The organism is Nocardia sp. NPDC051911, from assembly GCF_040681035.1.
GTDB classification, from domain to species: Bacteria; Actinomycetota; Actinomycetes; order Mycobacteriales; family Mycobacteriaceae; genus Nocardia; species Nocardia sichangensis.
Genome location: NZ_JBFAXY010000007.1, coordinates 40,144 through 60,217 on the forward strand (window position 1 = coordinate 40,144; position 20,074 = coordinate 60,217).

At 68.0% G+C, this 20,074-nt stretch carries 20 protein-coding genes and 1 tRNA gene; 13 read left to right on the forward strand and 8 right to left on the reverse strand.

The features are described from left to right. Positions 1-7 precede the first annotated feature (7 nt). Positions 8-2,053, forward strand: a complete 2,046-nt coding sequence (locus AB0L97_RS10675; protein WP_364427468.1) for a hypothetical protein — start codon at positions 8-10, stop codon at positions 2,051-2,053. A 50-nt stretch (positions 2,054-2,103) separates the two neighbouring features. After that, positions 2,104-3,294: a serine hydrolase domain-containing protein gene (locus tag AB0L97_RS10680; RefSeq protein ID WP_364427471.1), complete on the forward strand. Its 1,191-nt coding sequence runs from the start codon at positions 2,104-2,106 to the stop codon at positions 3,292-3,294. On the opposite strand, the gene AB0L97_RS10685 is transcribed toward AB0L97_RS10680, so the two are convergent. Then, positions 3,261-4,514 carry an acyltransferase gene (locus AB0L97_RS10685; protein ID WP_364427474.1) on the reverse strand — a complete coding sequence of 418 codons (1,254 nt, stop codon included), beginning with the start codon at positions 4,512-4,514 and terminating at the stop codon, positions 3,261-3,263. The genes AB0L97_RS10680 and AB0L97_RS10685 overlap by 34 nt on opposite strands. Before the next feature lie 20 nt (positions 4,515-4,534). After that, the gene (locus AB0L97_RS10690; RefSeq protein WP_364427477.1) at positions 4,535-5,443 is read right to left on the reverse strand and encodes an SGNH/GDSL hydrolase family protein; all 909 of its coding nucleotides are present in this window, start codon (positions 5,441-5,443) and stop codon (positions 4,535-4,537) included. Positions 5,444-5,560: 117 nt separating this feature from the next. Between AB0L97_RS10690 and AB0L97_RS10695 the strand changes: the two genes are divergently transcribed. Together AB0L97_RS10695 and AB0L97_RS10700 are read left to right on the forward strand one after the other, a co-directional pair. Continuing rightward, positions 5,561-5,986 carry a hypothetical protein gene (locus AB0L97_RS10695; RefSeq protein WP_364427480.1) on the forward strand — a complete coding sequence of 142 codons (426 nt, stop codon included), beginning with the start codon at positions 5,561-5,563 and terminating at the stop codon, positions 5,984-5,986. A gap of 296 nt (positions 5,987-6,282) precedes the next feature. Beyond that, a complete protein-coding gene (locus AB0L97_RS10700) occupies positions 6,283-6,534 on the forward strand; it encodes a CsbD family protein (RefSeq protein ID WP_039804891.1) in 252 nt (83 codons plus the stop codon). Positions 6,535-6,611: 77 nt separating this feature from the next. Here AB0L97_RS10700 and AB0L97_RS10705 read toward each other — a convergent pair whose 3' ends face one another. Next, positions 6,612-7,802, reverse strand: coding sequence for a lipase family protein (locus AB0L97_RS10705; RefSeq protein ID WP_355072558.1), 1,191 nt, complete (start codon positions 7,800-7,802; stop codon positions 6,612-6,614). 198 nt (positions 7,803-8,000) lie between these two features. Here AB0L97_RS10705 and AB0L97_RS10710 point away from each other — a divergent pair, with 198 nt between their 5' ends. Then, the gene (locus AB0L97_RS10710) at positions 8,001-9,002 is read left to right on the forward strand and encodes a YdcF family protein (protein WP_364427485.1); all 1,002 of its coding nucleotides are present in this window, start codon (positions 8,001-8,003) and stop codon (positions 9,000-9,002) included. A 1-nt stretch (position 9,003) separates the two neighbouring features. Here AB0L97_RS10710 and AB0L97_RS10715 read toward each other — a convergent pair whose 3' ends face one another. Next, positions 9,004-9,744: a glucose 1-dehydrogenase gene (locus tag AB0L97_RS10715; RefSeq protein ID WP_364427488.1), complete on the reverse strand. Its 741-nt coding sequence runs from the start codon at positions 9,742-9,744 to the stop codon at positions 9,004-9,006. A 212-nt stretch (positions 9,745-9,956) separates the two neighbouring features. Between AB0L97_RS10715 and AB0L97_RS10720 the strand changes: the two genes are divergently transcribed. Next, on the forward strand, positions 9,957-10,853 hold the full coding sequence (locus AB0L97_RS10720; protein ID WP_364427491.1) for an alpha/beta hydrolase: 897 nt from the start codon (positions 9,957-9,959) through the stop codon (positions 10,851-10,853). A 46-nt stretch (positions 10,854-10,899) separates the two neighbouring features. Here AB0L97_RS10720 and AB0L97_RS10725 read toward each other — a convergent pair whose 3' ends face one another. Next, positions 10,900-12,291: a wax ester/triacylglycerol synthase family O-acyltransferase gene (locus tag AB0L97_RS10725; RefSeq protein ID WP_364427494.1), complete on the reverse strand. Its 1,392-nt coding sequence runs from the start codon at positions 12,289-12,291 to the stop codon at positions 10,900-10,902. Between the two features lie 196 nt (positions 12,292-12,487). Between AB0L97_RS10725 and AB0L97_RS10730 the strand changes: the two genes are divergently transcribed. The 3 genes from AB0L97_RS10730 to AB0L97_RS10740 all read left to right on the forward strand — a co-directional run bounded on the left by AB0L97_RS10730 (position 12,488) and on the right by AB0L97_RS10740 (position 16,301). Continuing rightward, positions 12,488-13,390 (forward strand): metal-dependent hydrolase, encoded by a 903-nt coding sequence (locus tag AB0L97_RS10730; protein ID WP_355072566.1) that lies wholly within the window; start codon positions 12,488-12,490, stop codon positions 13,388-13,390. Between the two features lie 68 nt (positions 13,391-13,458). Further along, on the forward strand, positions 13,459-14,490 hold the full coding sequence (locus AB0L97_RS10735) for a PDR/VanB family oxidoreductase (RefSeq protein WP_364427955.1): 1,032 nt from the start codon (positions 13,459-13,461) through the stop codon (positions 14,488-14,490). Positions 14,491-14,522: 32 nt separating this feature from the next. Next, positions 14,523-16,301 (forward strand): SDR family oxidoreductase, encoded by a 1,779-nt coding sequence (locus AB0L97_RS10740; protein ID WP_364427498.1) that lies wholly within the window; start codon positions 14,523-14,525, stop codon positions 16,299-16,301. A gap of 2 nt (positions 16,302-16,303) precedes the next feature. Here the strand turns inward: AB0L97_RS10740 and AB0L97_RS10745 are convergent, their stop codons facing one another. Continuing rightward, positions 16,304-16,789: a hypothetical protein gene (locus tag AB0L97_RS10745; RefSeq protein ID WP_364427958.1), complete on the reverse strand. Its 486-nt coding sequence runs from the start codon at positions 16,787-16,789 to the stop codon at positions 16,304-16,306. A gap of 342 nt (positions 16,790-17,131) precedes the next feature. After that, positions 17,132-17,284, reverse strand: a complete 153-nt coding sequence (locus AB0L97_RS10750; protein WP_174553193.1) for a hypothetical protein — start codon at positions 17,282-17,284, stop codon at positions 17,132-17,134. Between the two features lie 78 nt (positions 17,285-17,362). Between AB0L97_RS10750 and AB0L97_RS10755 the strand changes: the two genes are divergently transcribed. Further along, the gene (locus AB0L97_RS10755) at positions 17,363-18,358 is read left to right on the forward strand and encodes a zinc-binding dehydrogenase (RefSeq protein WP_355072571.1); all 996 of its coding nucleotides are present in this window, start codon (positions 17,363-17,365) and stop codon (positions 18,356-18,358) included. Positions 18,359-18,422: 64 nt separating this feature from the next. After that, entirely contained in the window at positions 18,423-18,587 is a 165-nt protein-coding gene (locus AB0L97_RS10760) for a hypothetical protein (protein ID WP_355072572.1), read from the forward strand. A gap of 10 nt (positions 18,588-18,597) precedes the next feature. On the opposite strand, the gene AB0L97_RS10765 is transcribed toward AB0L97_RS10760, so the two are convergent. Continuing rightward, positions 18,598-19,026, reverse strand: a complete 429-nt coding sequence (locus AB0L97_RS10765) for a nitroreductase/quinone reductase family protein (protein WP_364427504.1) — start codon at positions 19,024-19,026, stop codon at positions 18,598-18,600. 112 nt (positions 19,027-19,138) lie between these two features. Between AB0L97_RS10765 and AB0L97_RS10770 the strand changes: the two genes are divergently transcribed. Then, positions 19,139-19,212, forward strand: a tRNA-Ile gene (locus AB0L97_RS10770). Between the two features lie 337 nt (positions 19,213-19,549). Beyond that, a complete protein-coding gene (locus AB0L97_RS10775; RefSeq protein ID WP_364427507.1) occupies positions 19,550-19,978 on the forward strand; it encodes a hypothetical protein in 429 nt (142 codons plus the stop codon). The last annotated feature ends 96 nt before the right edge of the window (positions 19,979-20,074 follow it).

The window sequence follows — 20,074 nt, forward strand, 5'->3', positions numbered from 1 at the left end:
ATCGGCAGTGACGCAGCAGCGAGTGAAGGTGGGTCAGCTCGGCCCGTTGACCAAGCTGGCGGCCGGTGGTCAAGGGGTGGTCTTCAGCGCGCCGAGCGCGCGCATGCGATACGCGAAAGCGGTGGTGTACAAGGAATACAAACCCGTCGTGCTGGCGAATGTGGCGGTCGACGTGTTGGAGGAGATGCCCGCCTACCTCGAATCGCTGCCCTTCGCGGAGGGCATGGACCTGCTCTCCCGGGTCGCGTGGCCGTGCAGGCTGGTCGAGGCGGACAACTCCGCCCAGGTGACCGGGTTCGTGATGCCCGCGATTCCGGACGAGTTCTTCATCAAGATGACCATGTCCTCGGCGGTGCAGTCGAAGACCGCGGAGTTCCAGCATCTGCTCAACGGTGACAGTTTCCTGGCGCGGCGCGGCATTCCGCTGACCGACCGGCACCGCTACGAGTTGCTGGCCGAAGCCGCCGAAGCGCTGACGATTCTGCACCGCCACGACATCGCGGTCGGCGACCTGTCACCGAAGAACCTGCTGTTCTCGTTACAGCCGGATCGGAAGGTGTACTTCATCGACTGCGATGCCATGCGGCTGCGGTCCCGGTCGGTCTCGGCGCAAGTCGAGACTCCGGACTGGGAGGTCGAGGTGGTCAATCCCGGAGAGGAACTGGCGACCGCGCGATCGGATGCCTACAAGTTCGGGTTGCTCGCGCTGCGGCTGCTGGCCGGAGACCAGAGCACCCGCGATCCGAACCGGCTGCCCGCCGCCGTGCCCGCTCCGGTGCGGGGACTCGTCGGCGCGGCCCTGTCGCCCGTACCGGCGCAGCGGCCCCGGCCGGGGGACTGGTTGCCCGCGTTGTCCCAGGCCGCGGCGCGCGCCGCCACCCGCGCGCCGTCGCCTCCGCCACGGACCACACCGCCGCGCGGAGCGGTGGCGCCCGCCATCGTCACACCGGCACCACCGGTGATCATGCCGCTGCCCGCTGGCCGCCGCCCGTGGGCGCCTCGGATTCCGACTCGGGTAAAGGTGATCTCCGCGCTCGCTCTCCTTGTTGTCGTCGTCGGCTTTCTGGCCGGCAAGATGTCCGGCGACAACGGTCCGAGCGCCGCGGGCAACCGCGCGGCGGCCGTGGCGACCGGACCGACCTCGGTGACCGCCACGATCGCCGTGGGCGCGCAACCCTGGGGCGTCGCGATCGATCCGACCAGCGCGAACTTGTTCGTTACCAACAGCGCAGGCAATTCGGTCTCGGTGATCGACACGAAGACGAATGTCACCGGAGTGGTTACGGCACCGGGAATGGTGAAGCCGACCGCGGTCGCCATAGATTCGGCGGCGGGGCTCGCCTATGTCACGAATGCCGGAAGCGCCTCCGTGTCACTGATCAACACGCGCAATGGGTCTTTTGCGGGAAGTATCCCCGTGGGCGCGGGGCCGTACGGCATCGTCGTCGACTCCGCCTCTCACACCGCTTTCGTCACGAATTTCGAGGCCGACACGGTGTCGGTGATCGACACCCGATCCAGGGTGGTCACCGCGACGATCCGGGTCGGTAGCCATCCGTACGGCGTGGCCGTCGACCCGAGTTCGCACAGCGTCTTCGTCGCCAACGCCGGTCCGCCCGGCGCCGTCGACCACACGGTGTCGGTGATCGACCCCGCCCTACCGGTCGTAGCGGCCACGATCAATGTCGGGAATCAACCTTGGGGCGTGGCGGTCGACTCCGACACGCGCACCGCGTACGTCACCAATCATGCCGACGGCACCGTATCGGTGATCGACATTCGAACCCGCGCGGTCACCGCGACATTGCGCGTCGGGCTCGGACCGGTCGGCGTGGCGGTGGACGGGCCGCGGAAGACGGTGTACGTCACCAACCACGGCCTCGACGATGTGCGTACTGCCAGCGCTGTTTCTCTGATCGATACTCGGACCGGAAAGCCCGACAGCTCGATTCGAGTGGGGAGCCGCCCGCACGGTGTCGTCGTCGATCCGGGCAACCGGACCGTCTACGTCACTAACTTCAGCGACGGCACAGTGTCCGTGATCGGTGACTGATGGCGACGCACAGCTTCCGCCATGGAAGAAGCCGATGGCCGCGGCTCATTGTGGCAGTCGTCGTCGCATACGCCACCGTCGTGGTCGTGGGCGGCGGGTCCGAGCCCGGGGCGCGTGACAACCCGGTGAGCGCCGGGGACTCCACCGCTCTCGGTCGCACGCTGGAGCCCATCGTGCGCGGAGTGCTCGACGCGCACCTCGTTCCGGGCGCGGTGGTCTACGTGCGGACGCGGGACACCGTGTGGCGACAGGCTTTCGGCACGCGAACGGTCGGGCGGAGCGATCCGGTGACCGTCGACGACTTCTTTCGCGTCGGTTCCACCACCAAGACTATGGTCGGCACGGTCGCGCTGCAGCTGGTCGGGGAGGGCAGACTGGCCCTCGATGATCCGGTGTCGAAGTACCGGCGCGGCGTTCCGAACGGCGCCGGCATCACGATCGCCGAGCTGCTGAACATGCGCAGCGGGTTGTTCAGCTATAACGAAGCACCTCAGCTCGCACGAGCGATGGACGACGACCCGGGGCGCACGTGGGAGCCGGAAGAGCTGCTGCGGCTGGGGTTCTCGTCGCCGCCGTATTTCGCCCCCGATGCCGAGTTCCGCTATTCGAATACCAATACGATTCTGTTGGCCTCGGTGCTCGAGCAGATAACCGGTGAGGACATCCGCTCGCTGCTGACGAATCGCATCTTCGTTCCGCTCGGCCTGACGAACACGTCGTTCCCAGCCCTCGGCGACGCGTCCCTACCCATGCCGTCCCCGCACGGATACCTCTACGGCACCAACGAGTCCGCGCTCACGTCACCGCGGTTGCCCGACGACCAGCTCGCCGCGGCTCGCGCGGGATCACTACTGCCGACCGACGTGACGAACCTGGATCCCTCGTGGATCGGGGCCGCGGGCGCGGCGATCTCGACCGCGGCGGATCTGGCTGCCTACGTGCGCGAGCTGGTCGGTGGCGACCGCCTGCTCGGGCCCCCGCTCCAGGCGCAGCGCCTCGACAGCGCGGCTCCGTTGAGCCGGAGCGATCCGGCGGACATCCACTACGGTCTCGGACTCGAGTCGTTCGGACCGCTGCTCGGCCACGACGGGGCGATCCCCGGGTTCCAGACGTTCATGGGCTATGACCCGGTCACCGATATCACCGTCATCGTGTTGTGCACACTGCGCGACGGGCCCGCGGGCGGGCGGCCCGCGAACGAGATCGCCTACGGTTTCGCGCGCACGCTGATCGGCGGCTGATCCGCAGCGGTGGCCGCACGACGTGGCCGGTCACCAGGTGGGCGTCCGGCGAAGCGTCGCATGATGGGCCGGTCCATACCGTGGTAGATGGCCGCCGCGGCGAGGATCGATACGACCAGTACGACTGTCGCCCACAACGCCCAGCCGCCGATCGAGTAGCGGTGCCCGCCGATGAACAGCCGGGTGACGATCACCATGACCGGAAACTGGATCATGTAGAACGCGTACGAGATGTCACCGAGCCAGACCAGCGGCCGTCTGGCATTGAGGCCGGAGATTCCCGCCAGGTCCCGGGCGGCCAAGGTGGCTATCACCGCCGTCATCGGCGCCACCAGAAGTGCGGACATCTTGTAGTTCACCGGGACGAACCAGGTGGCGCCGTAGGCGAGGACCAGCGCTGTCAACGGTGTGGTCAGCCGCGTATTGCGCCAGAGACCTTCGGCGACGAGACGGGCGGCGATGACTCCGAGGTAGAACTCCGGCAGTCGTGATGCCGGGAAAGGGTAACTGAGCCAATATGACGTCGGGATCGGAATATCGGGCTGCGCGAACCATTGTGGTGAGGCGTGAATTTCGAACTCGGGCGAGACATCGCCGCGCAGCAGCCTCGGCGCGAAGGTGTTGGCGATGCCCTTGGGGCCGTCAGTCCACAGGTAGAAACCGGTGTGCAACGCCAGGATCACGACCAGCAGCGCCGCCACCGCCCACCACAGCCCGCGTCGCGGAATACGCGCGACCATCGGGTAGGCCAGGGGAAAGCTGAAGTAGAACAGCAACTCCGCGCACAGCGACCAGGACGGGACGTTGAGCCCGCCCACCGTGGTCCACTTCGGCACCCAGGTGTGCACGAGCAGGACATTCGGCGCCCACACCACCGCACGGCCGAGCGGGACGCCTGCCGCGACCACGAACACCAGCACAGCGACCAGATGGGTCGGGTAGATCTTCAGAATTCGGCGGCGATAGAACAACCGCACCGGCATACCTTCGCGAAACGACCAGTAGATGACGAAGCCGGAGAGCACGAAGAAGAAGGTCACCCCCGCAGCGCCCTGCTGCATCGGAGCAAAAGTGTGAATGGTACGGAACAGCTCCGACTTCTGGAACGGATAGGCCGGGATGAAGACCAACGCGTGCAGGACGAAGACGGCGAAAGCCGCCCACCACCTCGCGCCGGTGAGCGCGGGCAGCTCAACGGCCGGACGATAGTCGGACGGCATGGGCGGGCCGTGCGTCGCGCTCAGAGCCCGAACCGCTGGCGCACCTGCACGGCGACGGCGCCGTTGCCCTGCGCGTTGGGGTGCACCGGGGCGCCGTCGAACGGCGAGTCCGCGCCTGCGAGCCCGCTGATCCACGGCTCCTCCGAGCAACTGGCGTGCCCCGCGGTGATCGCGCGCACGTCGACGAACTCGATGCCGAGCAGCTGCGCGGCGGCACGTTGCGCGTCCTGCAGGCGATCGAGATAAGCGATGTAGCCTTCCGCGCGCGGCTGGACGACCCGACCGACCACGGCGAGATCCATGCATGCCGCGGGCTGCCCCGGAGGAAAGATCTCCGGGTATCCGACGAGCGCCACCCGCGCGTTCGGGGCGTAGTAACGCACGAACGTGACGACCTCGCGTACGCGGTCCGCGTAGGTCGCGCCGGTCACCGCGTGGTAGTCGGGCAGCCGGTTCTGCTCAGCCGCGTCGAGCCCGCACCCCTCGACGATGTCGAGGAGACAGTCGGTCGAGGGAAACGCGGTCCCGCTCGACGCACCCCAGATGTCGTTCAGGCCCGCTTGGATCAGGACGGCACGTGTATCGGACCCGAACGCGCCCTGCGCGTGGGCCTTTCGTGTCTGATGCACGAGCGTCCAGCCGTTCCCGGTGTCGATCGTGCCGCCGTTGCAGGACACGTCTACGAATCCGGCGGTGCCGGAGAGCCTTGTCGATGTGGCGAGTTTGTTCGGCCAAGAGTTCGGTGACCGAGCGCACCCGTCGTCGGCATGGCCGAGGACGGGCGCGGTGGCGGTGAACGAGTCGCCGAGGACGACCAGCGTCGCGGCGCCGGCCGGATCGGCCGTGGCGGTCGTGCCGGAGGGCAGGGCGAGCAACGAGATCGCTACGAGCGCCGCGGTAGCCGTCGACCTACCTCGGACGGATCTCATCGCACACCCAATCTTTCGACGGCACAGGAGGTTCCAGTATCGCGTCGGGCCGCCGCCCGCCGCTGTCGGTCGAACGGCCGACTGCCGCGGGTACCGTGCCGGCACTAGCGTTGCCTCGTGCCTGCTCTCCGATCCGAATCCCGTCGGTTGCCGCTCGCGTTGGGCATCGTCGCGCTCGCGATCGGCGGATGCGCGCAGCCGTCGGAGTCGGAGCCCGCCGCACCGGCAGCGTCGACGTCGGCCACGAGTCCGACGTCCGCCGCGGCGCCCGCGCCGGTGTCGCCGATCGCTTCGGCGCCTCCGGAGGCTTCTGTTTCGGAGGCGGCTCTGCCGGAACCCGACGCGCCGGAACCCTTGGCCGAGCCCCCTGTCGGCGTACGCGTCCCGCAGCCGCAGCCGCAGCCGCAGCCGCAGCCGCAGCCGCAGCCGCAGCCGCAGCCGCAGCCGCAGCCCGCCGCGCCGCAGCCCAGACCCGCGCCGCAGCAGCCCGCGGAGCCGCCCTCCCTTCCAGACCCCGGTTTCGAGCCGCGTTCCGGGTACTGACCTCCGCGCTGACACATGCCGGAAGAATGGTGGCGAGCGTGCGCGATTCGATTCGGCGGCGCACGCGCGGAGCACGCCATTGCCGGGGAACGCGAAGACTCGGCAAGATATTGCTCGATGAGCGGCCGGATCCCTACGGGAATTGGCGGCTCCGGGCAGCGGTTCGTACGGCTGTTCGCGTCGCGGTCGCGCGGGAACGAGTGAAGGCAACCCGTGGCAGCGCTCACAAGGTGATTGGCTCTGCCGGACCCGGGTATGCGACCCATGTCAGCCGACAAGGAATTGGGAGGTATGTGATGCCCGAGCATCGGAGCGGACCCCTGGAAGCTGTCGAAGGTGTCGTCGAGGACGCCAAGGGGAAGGCGAAGGAAGCCGCCGGCGTCGTCACCGGTGACGAGGACCTGAAGAAAGAGGGTCGCGCACAGCAGGACAAGGCCGAATCGCAGCGGGAGGCGGCGCAGAAGGAAGCCGAGGCCGAAAAGGCCCGTGCGGAAGCAGATCTCGACGAGGCCCGTCAGAGCGCGTACGAGAGCGGCAAGGACGCCTAGCTCCCGCGAGATTCGATGTGGCCGTTTGGCGGAACGGCCCGTCACCGGCCCGGCGGTGAACCACCGCCGGGCCGTTCTCAGCAATTACTCGGCGCGGGAACACCTTTGAAGCGCGCTTCCAGCCAACTGAGCGCGGACGGTACGCCGAGCACCGCGGCGGACAGATGGTCCGGGCTCGGGAATTTCTCGTATTGCACTCGCGCACCCGCGGCGCAATACCGCCGAACCGTAGCGTCGACCGACTCAACCGGGATGAGAGTGTCCTGCTCCGCCCGCCATTGGTAGCTCGGCGTGGCCGGGATGTCTTCGTAGAGTTCGAGGCTGTTCTCCTCGAGCACCTCGCGTGCGCGCTTGTCGTCGGCCAGTGAGTTCGAGGCCGCGACGTCCACGATGCCGCGGCCTGCGCCGACCAGCAGGATGTCGTTGGTGCAACTGTTGGCGATCCGATTGCGGACCGACAGCCCGAGCGAATTCAGCTGATCGCTCACCGGCAGCCGCGTCGGGTACTCACGCTCCAGCCCGAGGGCGGCGGCGAAAGCGAGACCGAACACCGCGTGCGGCGCGTAGCCGAGGCCCTCGATCATCTTGACCAGATTCATCGGCACCCCGCCCGAGGCGACCCCGACGAGCGACAGTTCCGGCGCGTAGGTCGGCGCCAGCGCGGCCGCCCACGCGCTCGCCATGCCTCCGCCGGAATAGCCGAGCAGGCCGACCGGGCTGTCCGCCAATCCGAGTTCGGCGACCCGCCGTGCGGCGCGGATGCCGTCCAGCGTGATCATGCCGCCGAGTTTGGCGGCGCCGTAGGCACTGGTGGGTCCGAGGTGGTCGGGGAGAGCGACCGACCAGCCGCGCAGCAGGAGGGCATTGAGCGCGGGCGCTTCGCGGATCGACAGGTTGGGGTCGCTGGTGTAGAGCACGCGCGACACCGTGCACTGGGTGCCGAGTGCGTTGATGATGTGCTGATAGGACAGCAGTGGCCTGCCGGGGGTGGGATTCTGCGGCGTCAGCACGGTGGTGGTGGCCGCGATCGGCTCGCCCGCGGAGTTGGTGGAGCGGAATTTGATCATCGTGACCGTCGAGCCGGGAAACATCGGTAGCGCGGGCATCGGGCGGACGGCGAGGACGTCGCCCGGCCCGGCGTGGTCCAATCCCGCCGAAGCGGCGTAGAACGGATCCGGATCCGGTGCGGGGTAGATCGGTTGCGCCGCGGCCTGCGGTGTGATCACACAGAGGGCGGCCGCTGCGGTGGCGATGAATAATCGAAGCATGGTTTTCGTCGACTCCCCTTCATCACAACGTGCTGTTCAGTAACGCTGGTGTGCTGAAGCCGAATGCAGCCGGACACCGGTCGCTCGCGACCGATGCCCGGACCTGCACACTGTAGGGGACGATCGGGAAAAGCCGAGGTCGCCGCGCCGCCCGTCGACGGAGGGGCGCGCCGCGCGCCCGTCGGCTACCGTGACCCGGTGCTTTTGCTGGTCGTCGGCGTGGTCCTGCTCGGTGTGTTCGCGGTGCGATTCGGCAGGGACCGCAGGCGTCTGGGCCACGGGGTGTTCCTGCTCCTCGGGCTGGGGTTCGTCGGCGCGTGGGTGGTCGGCCGGATCATCGAGGGCGATCGCACGGTGGTGCTCGCGCCGCTGGTGGTGCTGCTGTCACCGCTGCTGGTGCTGGCGCTGGCCGGGTTGTCGATCGCCAACGGCGCGCAGTTGGTGCGCCGTGAGGGTTGGCGTCTTCCGAATCTGTTGCCGCTCGGACTCGGTATCGCCCTGTTGACGCCGTACGTGGTGCTCCTCCTGGCACTGCTGACCGAGAACATCTGGCTGGTAGTGCTTCTGGCGTCGCTCACGATGACGATCAGCTACGTCGGATTTCTGTTCGCGGCGTTCCTGTTGTATTCCCTGTGCTACGGACTGTTGCCCTACCGTCCCGGGATGGACGCGATCGTCGTGCACGGCGCCGGGCTGGTCGACGGTGAGGTGCCGCCGCTGCTGGCCGCGCGCCTGGATCGGGCGATCGAGGTCTACCGTGACGAAGCCGGTGCTGGGCGCGCCCCACTGCTGATCGCCAGTGGCGGTAGAGGAGACGACGAGGAGGTCTCCGAGGCGTCGGCCATGGGTGATTACTTGATCGACCGGGGCGTGCCGGAAGACCGCGTCGTGCTGGAAGACCGGTCGGGAACGACCGAGGAGAATCTGCTCTTCACCAAACGGCTGCTCGGCGAGCGCGGTCCCACTACGCGCATGGTGCTGGTGACGAGCAACTTTCACATGTTGCGCACGGCGATCCTGGCCCGCCGCCTCGACCTCGACGCCGAGGTGACGGGCGCCAAGACCGCCTTCTACTACTTGCCGAGCGCCTTCCTGCGCGAGTTCGCCGCGCTGCTGGTGGCCTACAAGTGGAGCAACGCGATCGTGGCCGCGGCGCTGGTGTCGCTTCCGCCGCTCGCCCTGCTGGCCACCCGCGGGTGACTCAGAAGCTCTTGTGCGGAACGCCTACGGTGAGACCGCCGTCCACCACGAACTCGGCGCCGGTCGAGTACGACGATTCGTCGCTGGCCAGGAACGTCACCAGCGCGGAGACCTCGGACGGGTCGGCGCCGCGGCCGAGCGGGATCTGGAGGAAGTCCTCCGGGATGTTCTCGGTCATCGGTGTACGGATCAAGCCGGGGTGCACGGAATTCACTCGGATCTTGTACTGCGCCAGCTCGAGCGCGGTGGATTTGGTGAGCCCGCGCACGGCGAACTTGGTGGCCGTGTAGCCGTGCAGGCCCGGGCTGCCGCGCATGCCTTCGACGGAGGAGATGTTGATGATCGAGCCGCCGCCTGCATCGATCATCGCGGGCGTAGCGGCCTGCATCCCGAGGAATGTGCCGGTGAGGTTGATGTCGATGATCCGTTGCCACTCGGCCAATTCGAACGCGACGAGCAGGTTGCCGTTCACGATGCCCGCGTTGTTCACCAGGACACTCAGCGAACCGAAGCGCTCCACCGCCGCGCCGACGGCTTTGCGCCAGTCTTCCGGCTCGCGCACGTCGAGGTGGACGTAGGCGGCGTTGTCGCCGAGTTCCGCGGCGACCGCGGCGCCCTCGTCGTCGAGCACGTCGCCCAGCACCACGCGCGCGTCCTCGGCGACCAGGGCCTTGGCGTGCGCCGCGCCCATGCCACGCGCTCCGCCGCTGATCAACGCCACCTTGCCGGTCAACCGCCCCATCCGGGGTACCTCCGTCTCTCGATCTGCCTGTAACACGTTACAGAAAATGCGCCTGGTGTCGACACGTCTCGCGACAGTAGCCCAGGCGGTCGCCGGTGACAGCGTGATCGACCGCGCGTCCCGGTGAGCGGGCCGTCGATGCCATTCCTGTGCGCCGCAGATATGGAACGTGTTCTAGAATTGCGGAGGTGTGACCACTCGGGAGGTGCGCTATGACGAACCCCGGCCGAAGCGTGACGCGGTTCGGCGGACGTTTGCGGGTGCCGGATATCGCCGAGGTGCCCGGTGGCCGCCTGGTCGAGCTGGCGGGTCGAGGCCGGACCTACGTGGTCGACATCCCGGGGCCCGAGCACGCGCCCGCGCTGGTGCTGCTGCACGCCACCGCCTGCACCGCGTACCTCACCTGGTTCCCGTCGCTGGCGGAGCTGGCCCGGCGGTACCGGGTCATCCTGTTCGACCAACGGTGGCACGGGCGCGGCATCCGCTCCGAGCGGTTCACCCTGGAGGATTGCGCCGACGACGTGGCGGCCGTGCTCGACGCGTTGGAGATCGACCGAGCCATCTGCGCCGGGTTTTCGCTGGGCGGAATCGTCAGCCTGCTGGCGGGACATCGCCATCCGGACCGAGTGAGCGGCCTGGTGCTGTGCGCGACGCCCTATCGGTTCCGCGAGAAATGGCGCGAGCACGCTTTTCACCGGACGTTCGGCGCTGTCGCCGCCGCTGTGGAGCAATACGCCTACCGCCGTGCCGAGAAGCTCGCGGGCCGTCTGCCCGAGCTTCCCGAGATCACGTGGGCGCCGGGACGCTTGGATCGCTGGGCGCTCGGCGAGTTCCGCAGCACCAGCGGGTGGGCGCTCACCCAGGTGCTCGCCGCGGTGGGGCGCTTCGACGCGACCGCGTGGTTGCCGGAGCTGACGATGCCGACGGCGGTGGTGATCACGACCCGAGATCGCGCGATTCCCGTCTATCGGCAGATGGAGTTGGCGACGATGATTCCAGGGGCGAGCAAGCATCTGGTCGCGGCCGGGCACGCGTCCTGTGTGCTGGAAGCCGATCGTTTCGTACCGGTGCTGCTCGAAGCCTGTGCGGCCGTCGCCGCGAAGATGTGACTCGGCGGGTCCCGTCCGGCAGCGGTGGCGGACCGGGACCCGGCGCTCAGCCCGACGTGCGTGCCGCGGCGAGCAATTCGGCGACCACGCCGGGAACGGCGTCGGCCAGCGCGGCGATGTCGGGCACCAATTCCTTGCAGGCGATGAATCCGAAATTCAGCTTGTCGTTGTTCGACAGCACGGTCACCGTCAGGCCCGCGCCGTGGAACACCGGTCCGAACGGGTACATCCCGTCCACCCGGATGCCGAGGAAGTACAGCGGCATCGGCGGACCGGGCACGTTGGACACCACCAAGTTGTGCACCACCGGGTGCTTCTCCGCCAGCTTGAGCGAGGAGTACATCCGTGCGGCGAGCCGGAATGTGTTCGGCGGGGCGTATTTCGACCAGTCCTGCAGGAAGTCGGCACCCATCACCTCGTGCTCTTCCTTGGCCCCCCGGTTGGCCTCGGCCACCTCGCGCAGGCGTTCCACCGGGTCGGCGAGGTCGGTGCCCAGCCGCGCGAACAGCGTGGACACCTTGTTGATCCCGGCCTTGTGCCGGGTCGACTCGTGCACGGACACGGGTACGGACGCGATGAGCGAGCGGTCCGGCAGCTCGTCGCGCCCGGCCAGATAGGCGCGCAGCGCACCGGCGACGACGGTCAGCACCACGTCGTTCACCTTGACGCCGAACGCGGAGCGGATCTCCTTGACGGCGTCGAGTTCGGCCTCGGTGAACGCGACGGCGCGGTGCGGGGTGATGGCGAGATTGAACGGCGTGCGGGGAGCGGAGAACGGGATGGCCATGCCCGTCTTGTTCTGGCGACGGCGCTGCGCGAAACCGGCGACTACGCCGACCGTTTTCGGCAGCATCCCGACGATGCCCGCTCGGGTCGGGAACTTCACCACCGCCTCGGCCAGCAATTGCCAGTCATTCGGTTTCGGCTCGGGGCGCCACTCCTGGTCGGGTACCTCCTTGGCGGCACCCGGCTCCAGATCGCACAGGTGCATCATCAGGTCGGCGCCGGTGATGCCGTCCACGGCGGCGTGGTGGTATTTGCAGACCACCGCGACCTTCCCGTCGTCGAGACCCTCCACCACGGACATCTCCCACAACGGGCGGTCGCGATCCATGGGGCGGCTGGCGATGTCCCCGACGAGTTCGGCCAGTTCGCGGCGTCCGGCCGGCGCCGCGATCGCGATGCGGCGGACGTGGTAGTCGAGGTCGAAATTCTCGTCCTCCACCCACACGGGATGGTCGAGGTTCAACGGCACCTCGTACACGCGGCGGCGCATCTGCGGAATCAGGGGAAGTCGCCGAGCCAGTTCGGCTTTGAAGCCGTCGAACGAGTAGCCGCCCGACGACGGGTCGAGGATCAGCAGCGCGCAGACGTGCAGATGCTGGGTCCCGGTTTCCAAGTAGAGAAAGCTGGCATCCAATCCGGTCAATCGTTCCATAGCAAAAGACTACTAGAACACGTTCTAATTTTGGGCCGGAAGCGGCAGGTGTGACGACTGTCGCGGGTGGTGTCACCGTACAGCGGTGCGTGACGCTTTTGTGTGTTACCGAAAGTTCCACGTATGTGTATGATCCTTGCTACGGATATGTAGGAATCGCGCGGCGACGCGGGCGCGTGAGGATCGAGGAGTATCGATGAAGCTACTTCGCAGGGCCGGGCGGCGGCCCGACACCGACCCGGGCGCCGTGGCGCTGCACGCCCGCAACGTGCGCTTCGACTGGTCGGACACGCCGCTGCGCTGGATGCCCGCCGAGCCCATCGCCTCGCATCTGATCAACTCGCTGAATCTCCTGCTGCCCGAAGGGGAGCGCATGTTCTGCGCCGCCTACGCCGAGGCGCTGCCGTACGTGCGGGACGAGCGGCTGCGGGAGGCGATGCTCGGGTTCATCGGTCAGGAATCGATGCACGCCGAGACGCACGACAAGGTGTTGCACGAGGTGCTCGCCGCGCACGGCATCGATCCCGAGCCCTATCTGCGGCACGCCGAGTATCTGTTCCGCCGCACGCTCGGGCCGAGAGATGTCGAAGGCGTCGCCGAACGGCAGGTGATGGTGGAGCGGCTGGCCTTCATCGCGTGCCTGGAGCACTTCTTCGCCTACCTCGGCGACTGGGTGCTCAACGCGGATCTGGAGCGGTTCGGCGCCGACCCGCGCATGGCCGACCTGTTCCGCTGGCACGGGGCGGAGGAGGTCGAGCACCGGCACGTCGCGCACGACGTGGCCGTGTACTTCGGGGCCGGATACGTGCGGCGCGCGGCCCTCATGCTGCTGGTGTTCCCCATCTTCCTGACGTTGGTGGTGCGCGGCACCAAGTTCCTCGTCCACCAGGACCGCGACCTGCCCGATTACGGCTATCCGGGGCTGCTGATGCGGGCCTTCGGTGCGATGTGGCGCGGCGCGTTGCCCGGCGTCCCCTCGCTGCTGTGGAGTGCGTTGAGCACGTTCAGGCCCGGCTACAACCCGGAGACGGTCGGCTCCACCGCTCAGGCGGTGGCCTATCTGGCAAAGTCCCCGGCGGCGCGGGCGATCGCCTCGTGAGGTCGCCGGTTCCCGATCAATTGCCCGCAGACCTGTTCGGCAGACGCGAGCGCGACCGCACCGTGCGGGTGCTCGACGCGGTGGCCTCGGCTCGACTGCGCTGGACCGCTCTGATCAATCGGCGCGATCCGCGGCCGAAGACGGACGATCGGCGGCTCGCGCTGGTGGTCACCGAGCGGCGGATCGAGGCGCACGACCAAGACGTGGTGAGCCTGCGGCTCGCCGCCCCCGACGGGCGCGCGTTGCCGCCCTGGCGTCCCGGCGCGCATCTCGACCTCGAGTTGCCTTCCGGCCGTTTGCGGCAGTACTCGCTGTGCGGCGACCCCGCGGACGTCCGCGCCTACCGGGTGGCGGTGCGCCGGATCCCCGAAGGCGGCGGTGGATCTGTCGAGGTGCACGACTGTCTTCCGGTGGGTTCGGCGATCGTGGTGCGCGGTCCGCGCAACGCCTTCCCGTTCGCCGTGCCCGGTCACGGATCGCTTTCTGCGCGTTTGCATTTCGTGGCGGGCGGCATCGGTGTCACGCCGATCCTGCCCATGGTCAGGTTGGCGCACCGGCTGGGTATCGAGTGGTCGATGGTGTATACGGGGCGCAGCCGGGATACCTTGCCCTTCCTCGACGAGTTGGCGGGATTCGGCGACCGCGTCGTGGTCCGCACCGACGACGAACACGGTCTCCCCGATGCGGGCGCCTTGCTGCCCGGCGTCGGACCCGACACCGCCGTCTATTGCTGCGGTCCGGTGCCGATGATCACCGTCGTTGCCGATTCGGTGCGGGAAATCCCCCAGGTGGAACTGCATTTCGAGCGGTTCTCGCCACCGCCGATCGTGAACGGTAAGCCGTTCGAGATCGAATTCGCTTCCACGGGGGACGTCGTCGAGGTCGCCGCGGACCGCACCGCGCTCGACGCCATCCTCGCTTTCCGGCCCGACCGCCCGTACTCGTGCAGACAAGGATTCTGCCGCACCTGCAAGGTCCGGGTACTGGCCGGCGAACCCGACCATCGCGACAGCGTGCTCACCGACGCCGAGCACGAGGCGGGCGCGATGCTCGTCTGCGTCTCGCGCGCCGACGGTGGCCGCCTCGTGCTCGATCTGTGATCCGACCCGCCATTCGGCTGAGGAGAAACTCGATGACCACCACCGAAATCGCCGAACTCCCCGCGGTGGGACGCAGCGTGCGCAGTGGCGAATTCGACCTCGCCGTCTACGAATACGGCGACCCGGCCGCGGAAACCATTGTGCTGGTGCACGGTTGGCCGGACACCCATCACCTGTGGGACGCCGTTGTGCCGCGACTGGCTCGACGCTTCCACGTCGTCGCCTACGACACCCGCGGGCACGGACGCTCCACCCGCACCCGGCGCACCGCCGACTTCCGGCTCGACCGCCTGGCCGCGGACTTCTACGCGGTCGCCGACGCGGTCAGCCCCGATCGGCCCGTACATGTGCTCGCCCACGACTGGGGTTCGGTGCAGGTATGGGAAGCGGTGTGCGAGCCCGGCGCGGCCGCCCGGATCGCGTCGTTCACCTCCGTCTCGGGACCGAACCTGGACCACGTCGGCAAATGGATCCGCGACCGGCTGACGCGTCCGACACCGCGCAACGTGTGGCAGCCGTTCACCCAACTGCTGTCCTCGGCTTACACCTTCTTCTTCATGACCCCCGGGCTGCCGCGCGCCACCTTCGGACTGGTAGGGACCGAACGCCTCTGGCGGCGGGTCGTCGCGCTGATGAACGAGACCGAGCCGTCGAACGTGCGTCTCGGCCCCACCTTTCGCGCCGACATCGTCGACGGCCTGCTGATCTACCGCGCGAACATCGTGCAGCGCATGCTCGCCCCACGCGAGCGGCGCACCGAGGTGCCGGTGCAGCTGATCGTCGCCGGACGCGACGTCGCCGTGCGACCCGCCGGATTCGACGACGAACACAAGTGGACCGAGCGGCTGTGGCGGCGGGACGTCCCCGCCGGGCACTGGATGCCGTTCTCTCATCCGGAGTTGCTGGCCACCGCGACCACCGAACTGATCGACACCCTCGGCGGCTCGGCGGCGCCCCGGACTCTGCGCCGCGCCGAGGTGGGGCGGTCCGCGCGGCCGTTCGATGATCGACTTGCGGTCATCACCGGCGGTGGCAGCGGCATCGGGCGCGCGACCGCGCTCGCCTTGGCCCGTCGCGGCGCGGAGATCGTCGTCTCCGACATCGATCCGGCGGCGGCGAAGGAGACCGCCGAGCTGATCGCCGCCGAACACGGTGCGGCGCACGCCTATCCGCTCGACGTCGCCGATGAAGGCGCGATGCGCGCGCACGCCGAGGCGGTGCTGGCGACCCACGGCGTCCCGGACATCCTGATCAACAACGCGGGGATCGGTCAGGCCGGTGGATTCTTCGAGACGTCGGCGGAGGAATTCGACCGGGTGCTGCGGATCAACCTAGGCGGGGTGGTGAACGGCTGCCGCGCATTCGGTCCGGCCATGGCCGAGCGCGGTCTCGGTGGACACATCGTGAACCTGTCGAGCATGGCGGCCTACAGTCCGCAGCAGGGGTTCAGCGCCTACGCCACCAGCAAGTCGGCGGTGTTCATGTTCTCCGACTGCTTGCGAGCGGAAGTCGCCGGTCGCGGCATCTCGGTGCACACCATCTGCCCCGGCATCGTGCACACCGACATCGTGCGGCGCACTCGGTTCTCCGGCGTCAGCGCGGAGGAGGAGAAGCGCAAGCAGGAGCGTTACGACAACCTGTACCGGATGCGGCGCTACGGGCCGGAGAAGGTGGCCGAGCGGATCGTGCGCGCGGTGCAGCGGGATCGCGGCATCGTGCCGGTGACGCCGGAAGCCCACTTGCAGTACCACTTCGGCCGGTTCGCGCCCGGCGTCGTCCGATTCCTGGCGGCGCGGGTGAAGCTGACCTGAGATCAGGAGGCGAGAGTGCGGGCCAGCTCCGCCTCGACGGCCACGACCCGATCGGCGTCGATGCCCCACGGGTGCTCGACACCGACCCGCCGGTCCAGATCCCACAGCACGCATTCCTCGCCGGGAGCCGCCACGAACGACCACGCGACCACGGTGCGGCCGAGCTGTTCGTCCATGGATCCGTGCGCGGGGTTCGCCGGCCCGGCGCCTTCCGGGAAGTGGTGCAGGAAGCGGCCGTAGGCCCTCGCGCAGAAATCGGCGTAGCGCGTGGTGCACAGGATGAATCCGTGCCATGCCTCGTCGACCGCGTGTGACGGCATGCCGATCACCTGGTTGTCACGCATGGCCGCGCCGCAGCACAGCAGCCACTGGCGCAATCCCTTGTCCACCAATTCCCGTGGCTGCCAAGGGCAGGTCTTGTAGACTGCCTCGGGCAGTTTCAGCGCGTCGACGGCGGCGCGTACGGTCGCCAGGTCGACCTCGCGCACCGGGTTTCGACGGAACCTGAAGTTCACCACAGTTCACTGTACGTGCGCGCCGATGTGCCGCTACCGTTCTGACATGAGCGCACTCATCTTTCTGATCATCCTGTTGATGGTGCTGCTCCTCGTGGCGGCTCCGATCATCGCCGTAGTCGCCATCATCCGTTCGCAGCGCAACCGCTATCAGCCGCCGCCGTACGGTGCGTGGCGCGGTGGGAACCGAAGCGGCGGATATTACGAGGGGGGTTCCACAGATCCGTTCTGGGCGGCCGGCGGAGCCGGTCTGATCGGCGGATCCGACCAGCCGAGCGGCTGTGGCGGCGGGCATCAGCACCACCACGGCCATCATCACCACGGCAGCAGTTGCGGCGGGGGAAGCGGTTGCGGCGGCGGGAGTAGTTCCAGCTGCGGCGGCGGCAGTAGTTCCAGTTGCGGTGGTGGCAGCAGTTCCAGCTGTGGTGGTGGCAGCAGCTCCAGCTGCGGCGGCGGTTCCTGACGCACGATTTGACCTCAACACGACTTCAGGTTCCATGCTGATCTTCGTCCGAAGACGGCAAGGAACGACGAAGGGTGTGTGACATGCGGGCTGTGCAAGCCGGTGAGTTCGGTGGACCGGAAGTGCTCGTGGTTCGGGAGCTGCCGGATCCGGTGGCGGGACCAGGGGAGGTGGTCGTCGACGTGGCCGCCGCGGATGTGATGTTCCTGGACACCAGGCTGCGGAGCGGTTGGGGAACCGACTTCTTCGCGATCGAGTTGCCCTATGTGCCCGGCGGCGCGGTCGCCGGGGTGGTGGCGTCGGTCGGTTCCGGCGTCGATTCGTCCTGGATCGGCAAGCGGGTGTCGACGCCCACCGCGGCCAGCGGCATCGGCGGCGGCCTGCCGATCGGCGGATATGCCGAGAAAGCGCTGGCCAAGGCGGATACGCTGACTGCCTTGCCGGAGGGGCTGACCGCGACGCAGGCCGTCGCGCTGGCCCACGACGGTCGAACCGCGCTCGCGGTGTTCGACCATGCCGCCGTCCAGCCTGGGCAATGGGTCCTGATCACCGCCGCGGCCGGTGGGCTCGGTGTGCTGCTGATCCAGCTCGCCCGTGCGGCGGGCGCGCACGTCCTCGCCGCCGCACGTGGCGCCGCCAAGCTGGAACTCGCCGAGCGGCTCGGCGCGACCGCGGTGGTCGACTACTCCGCGCCCGACTGGGCGGCGAAGGCGCGCGCCGCGACCGGGGGAGCGGGCGCGCACGTGGTGTTCGACGGCGCGGGCGGCGCGCTCGGCGAGGCGGCGCTCACGGTTGCCGCTGATGGCGGGCGTTTTTTCGGATACGGAGCCGCCGCAGGCCAATTCGCCGTACTGAACCAGGAAACCGCCGCGGCGCGCGGCATCAGCGTCTACGGGCTGTTCGACATCACCGGCGCGGACATCGATTGGCAGGCGATCGCCCGGCGCGCTCAGGAGGAGGTCGTCGCGGGCCGCCTCGAGGTCGTCATCGGTCAGACCTTCCCGCTCGACCAGGCCGACCGGGCGCATGCCGCCATCGAGTCGAGGGCGGCGCTCGGGCGCACTTTGTTAACAGTGTGAACAAACCGGCGAACTGGACAATCGACGTAGTGCGCTGCCCCGGCGACGGCGCTAGGGTGCCGGGGTGGAAACTGTGCTCGTCGTCGCAATCGTCATCGTGGTCCTCGGCTTCGTGGTAGCTGTCGTCCAGTTCGCCAGCAGGCCGCCGAAGGAAGCCGAGCCATGGGACGACCATGACGACGCCGAGGACTACGAGGACGACTGGGACGAGGACTACCGCGAGGGCTGACCCCGCTCCGCTACACCGGGGCCAGCACCACGACCGCGATAGGCCGCTTCGTCAGCTTCTGATAGGCGCTGTAGCGACCCTTGTTCACCTCGTCGACGAGCGCCCACCGCCGCGCGTACTCGGGATCATCCGGCAGCGTCGCCCGGGCCCGCACCGTCAGTTTCCGCCGTCCGACCTGGATTTCGCACTCCGGTCGGGCCTTCACGTTCGCCAGCCATCCTGGCGGCCGCGGCGATCCGCCGTTGGACGCCGTCACCAGATAGTCCGCACCGTCGCGCGCGTACGTCAGCGCCGAGGTCCGTTCCTTGCCGGACTTGCGTCCCACCGTCCGCAGCAGCAGCGTCGGATTCCCCAGCAGCAGCCGATGCCCCACCAGCCCACCGCTGTTCTCGTACACCCACTGATGCGCCTTCAGCACCTTCGTGAACAGACCGGCCATACCTGACCCTCCAGTAAGTTTCCGACCCACCCACCCTAGGTCACTCCAGCCGACTGGTCCGGAACCCACCCGACCCGGTAGCATCCCCAACGCTCGCGGTTCCCCGCGGCACGGGGCGGTAGCTCAGTCGGTTAGAGCCGTGGACTCATAATCCATTGGTCGCGGGTTCGAGCCCCGCCCGCCCCACAAATGCCCTCTGAACTGTTGAGCCGACCCCGGCGCCGGACCCCCGCGCCCATATAGGGGCTACATCGAGGGCCTCTCGGCGCGGCCCGAGGTCAGTACCGCGTTGTGGGGTGGGCCGCAGGAAATGAGTAGTTCCCTACTCGTGCTCTGTGGCTTCTGTTCGCCCATGATTCGCTCGAGGCCGATTGAGGAGATGTAGCGATGAGCACCGCGTTGTGATGATCCCGGTCCGCATCTGGCACTGAGTCCGGATGTGACTCCGCACAGCTTGCTACGGCAATCTCCGCATCGGCCCGGACCAATAGGAGAACGGCGAAGCGGAAGGACGGATCGGCTGATGACTACAATCAAGAAGATAATTGTTGTCCATTCAACGGCGAACGTAAAGGACGCCGGTTCCGATGCGGTGTTCGAGCTTCAAATCGAGAGACTGCGGCCGGGGAACGTATGGGAGCTGCTGGTGAATCCCAACTTCCCGTCTCTTCCTCATGATGAACGAGAGAGGGGGCTGACCGATCTCTACAGCTTCGATTTTTCCGACCATCCCATTGATTGGTCAGGTCAGACGGGCAACCGCATCGCGATGCGCATGCTCACCCGGGAGGGTGACGGTTGGCTTCCGAAATCCATATTCGTGATCGGCATCGAGTCCGGCCGCAATGCAATCGTTCTCGGATCGCATCCAGCATGGCCGAGAACGGGCTGGTTCGATAATGGTAGCGACGCGTTGGGGCCGGAGGCGCACATTATCAGCGGGTTCAGCTGACTTCGCTATGCCGCCGGTCGATTCCGGGCCGACCTTCTGCACGCCGGCTCGGTAGCTCGGGTGCGTCAACATGGGTAGGCACGTACAAAGGAGTGG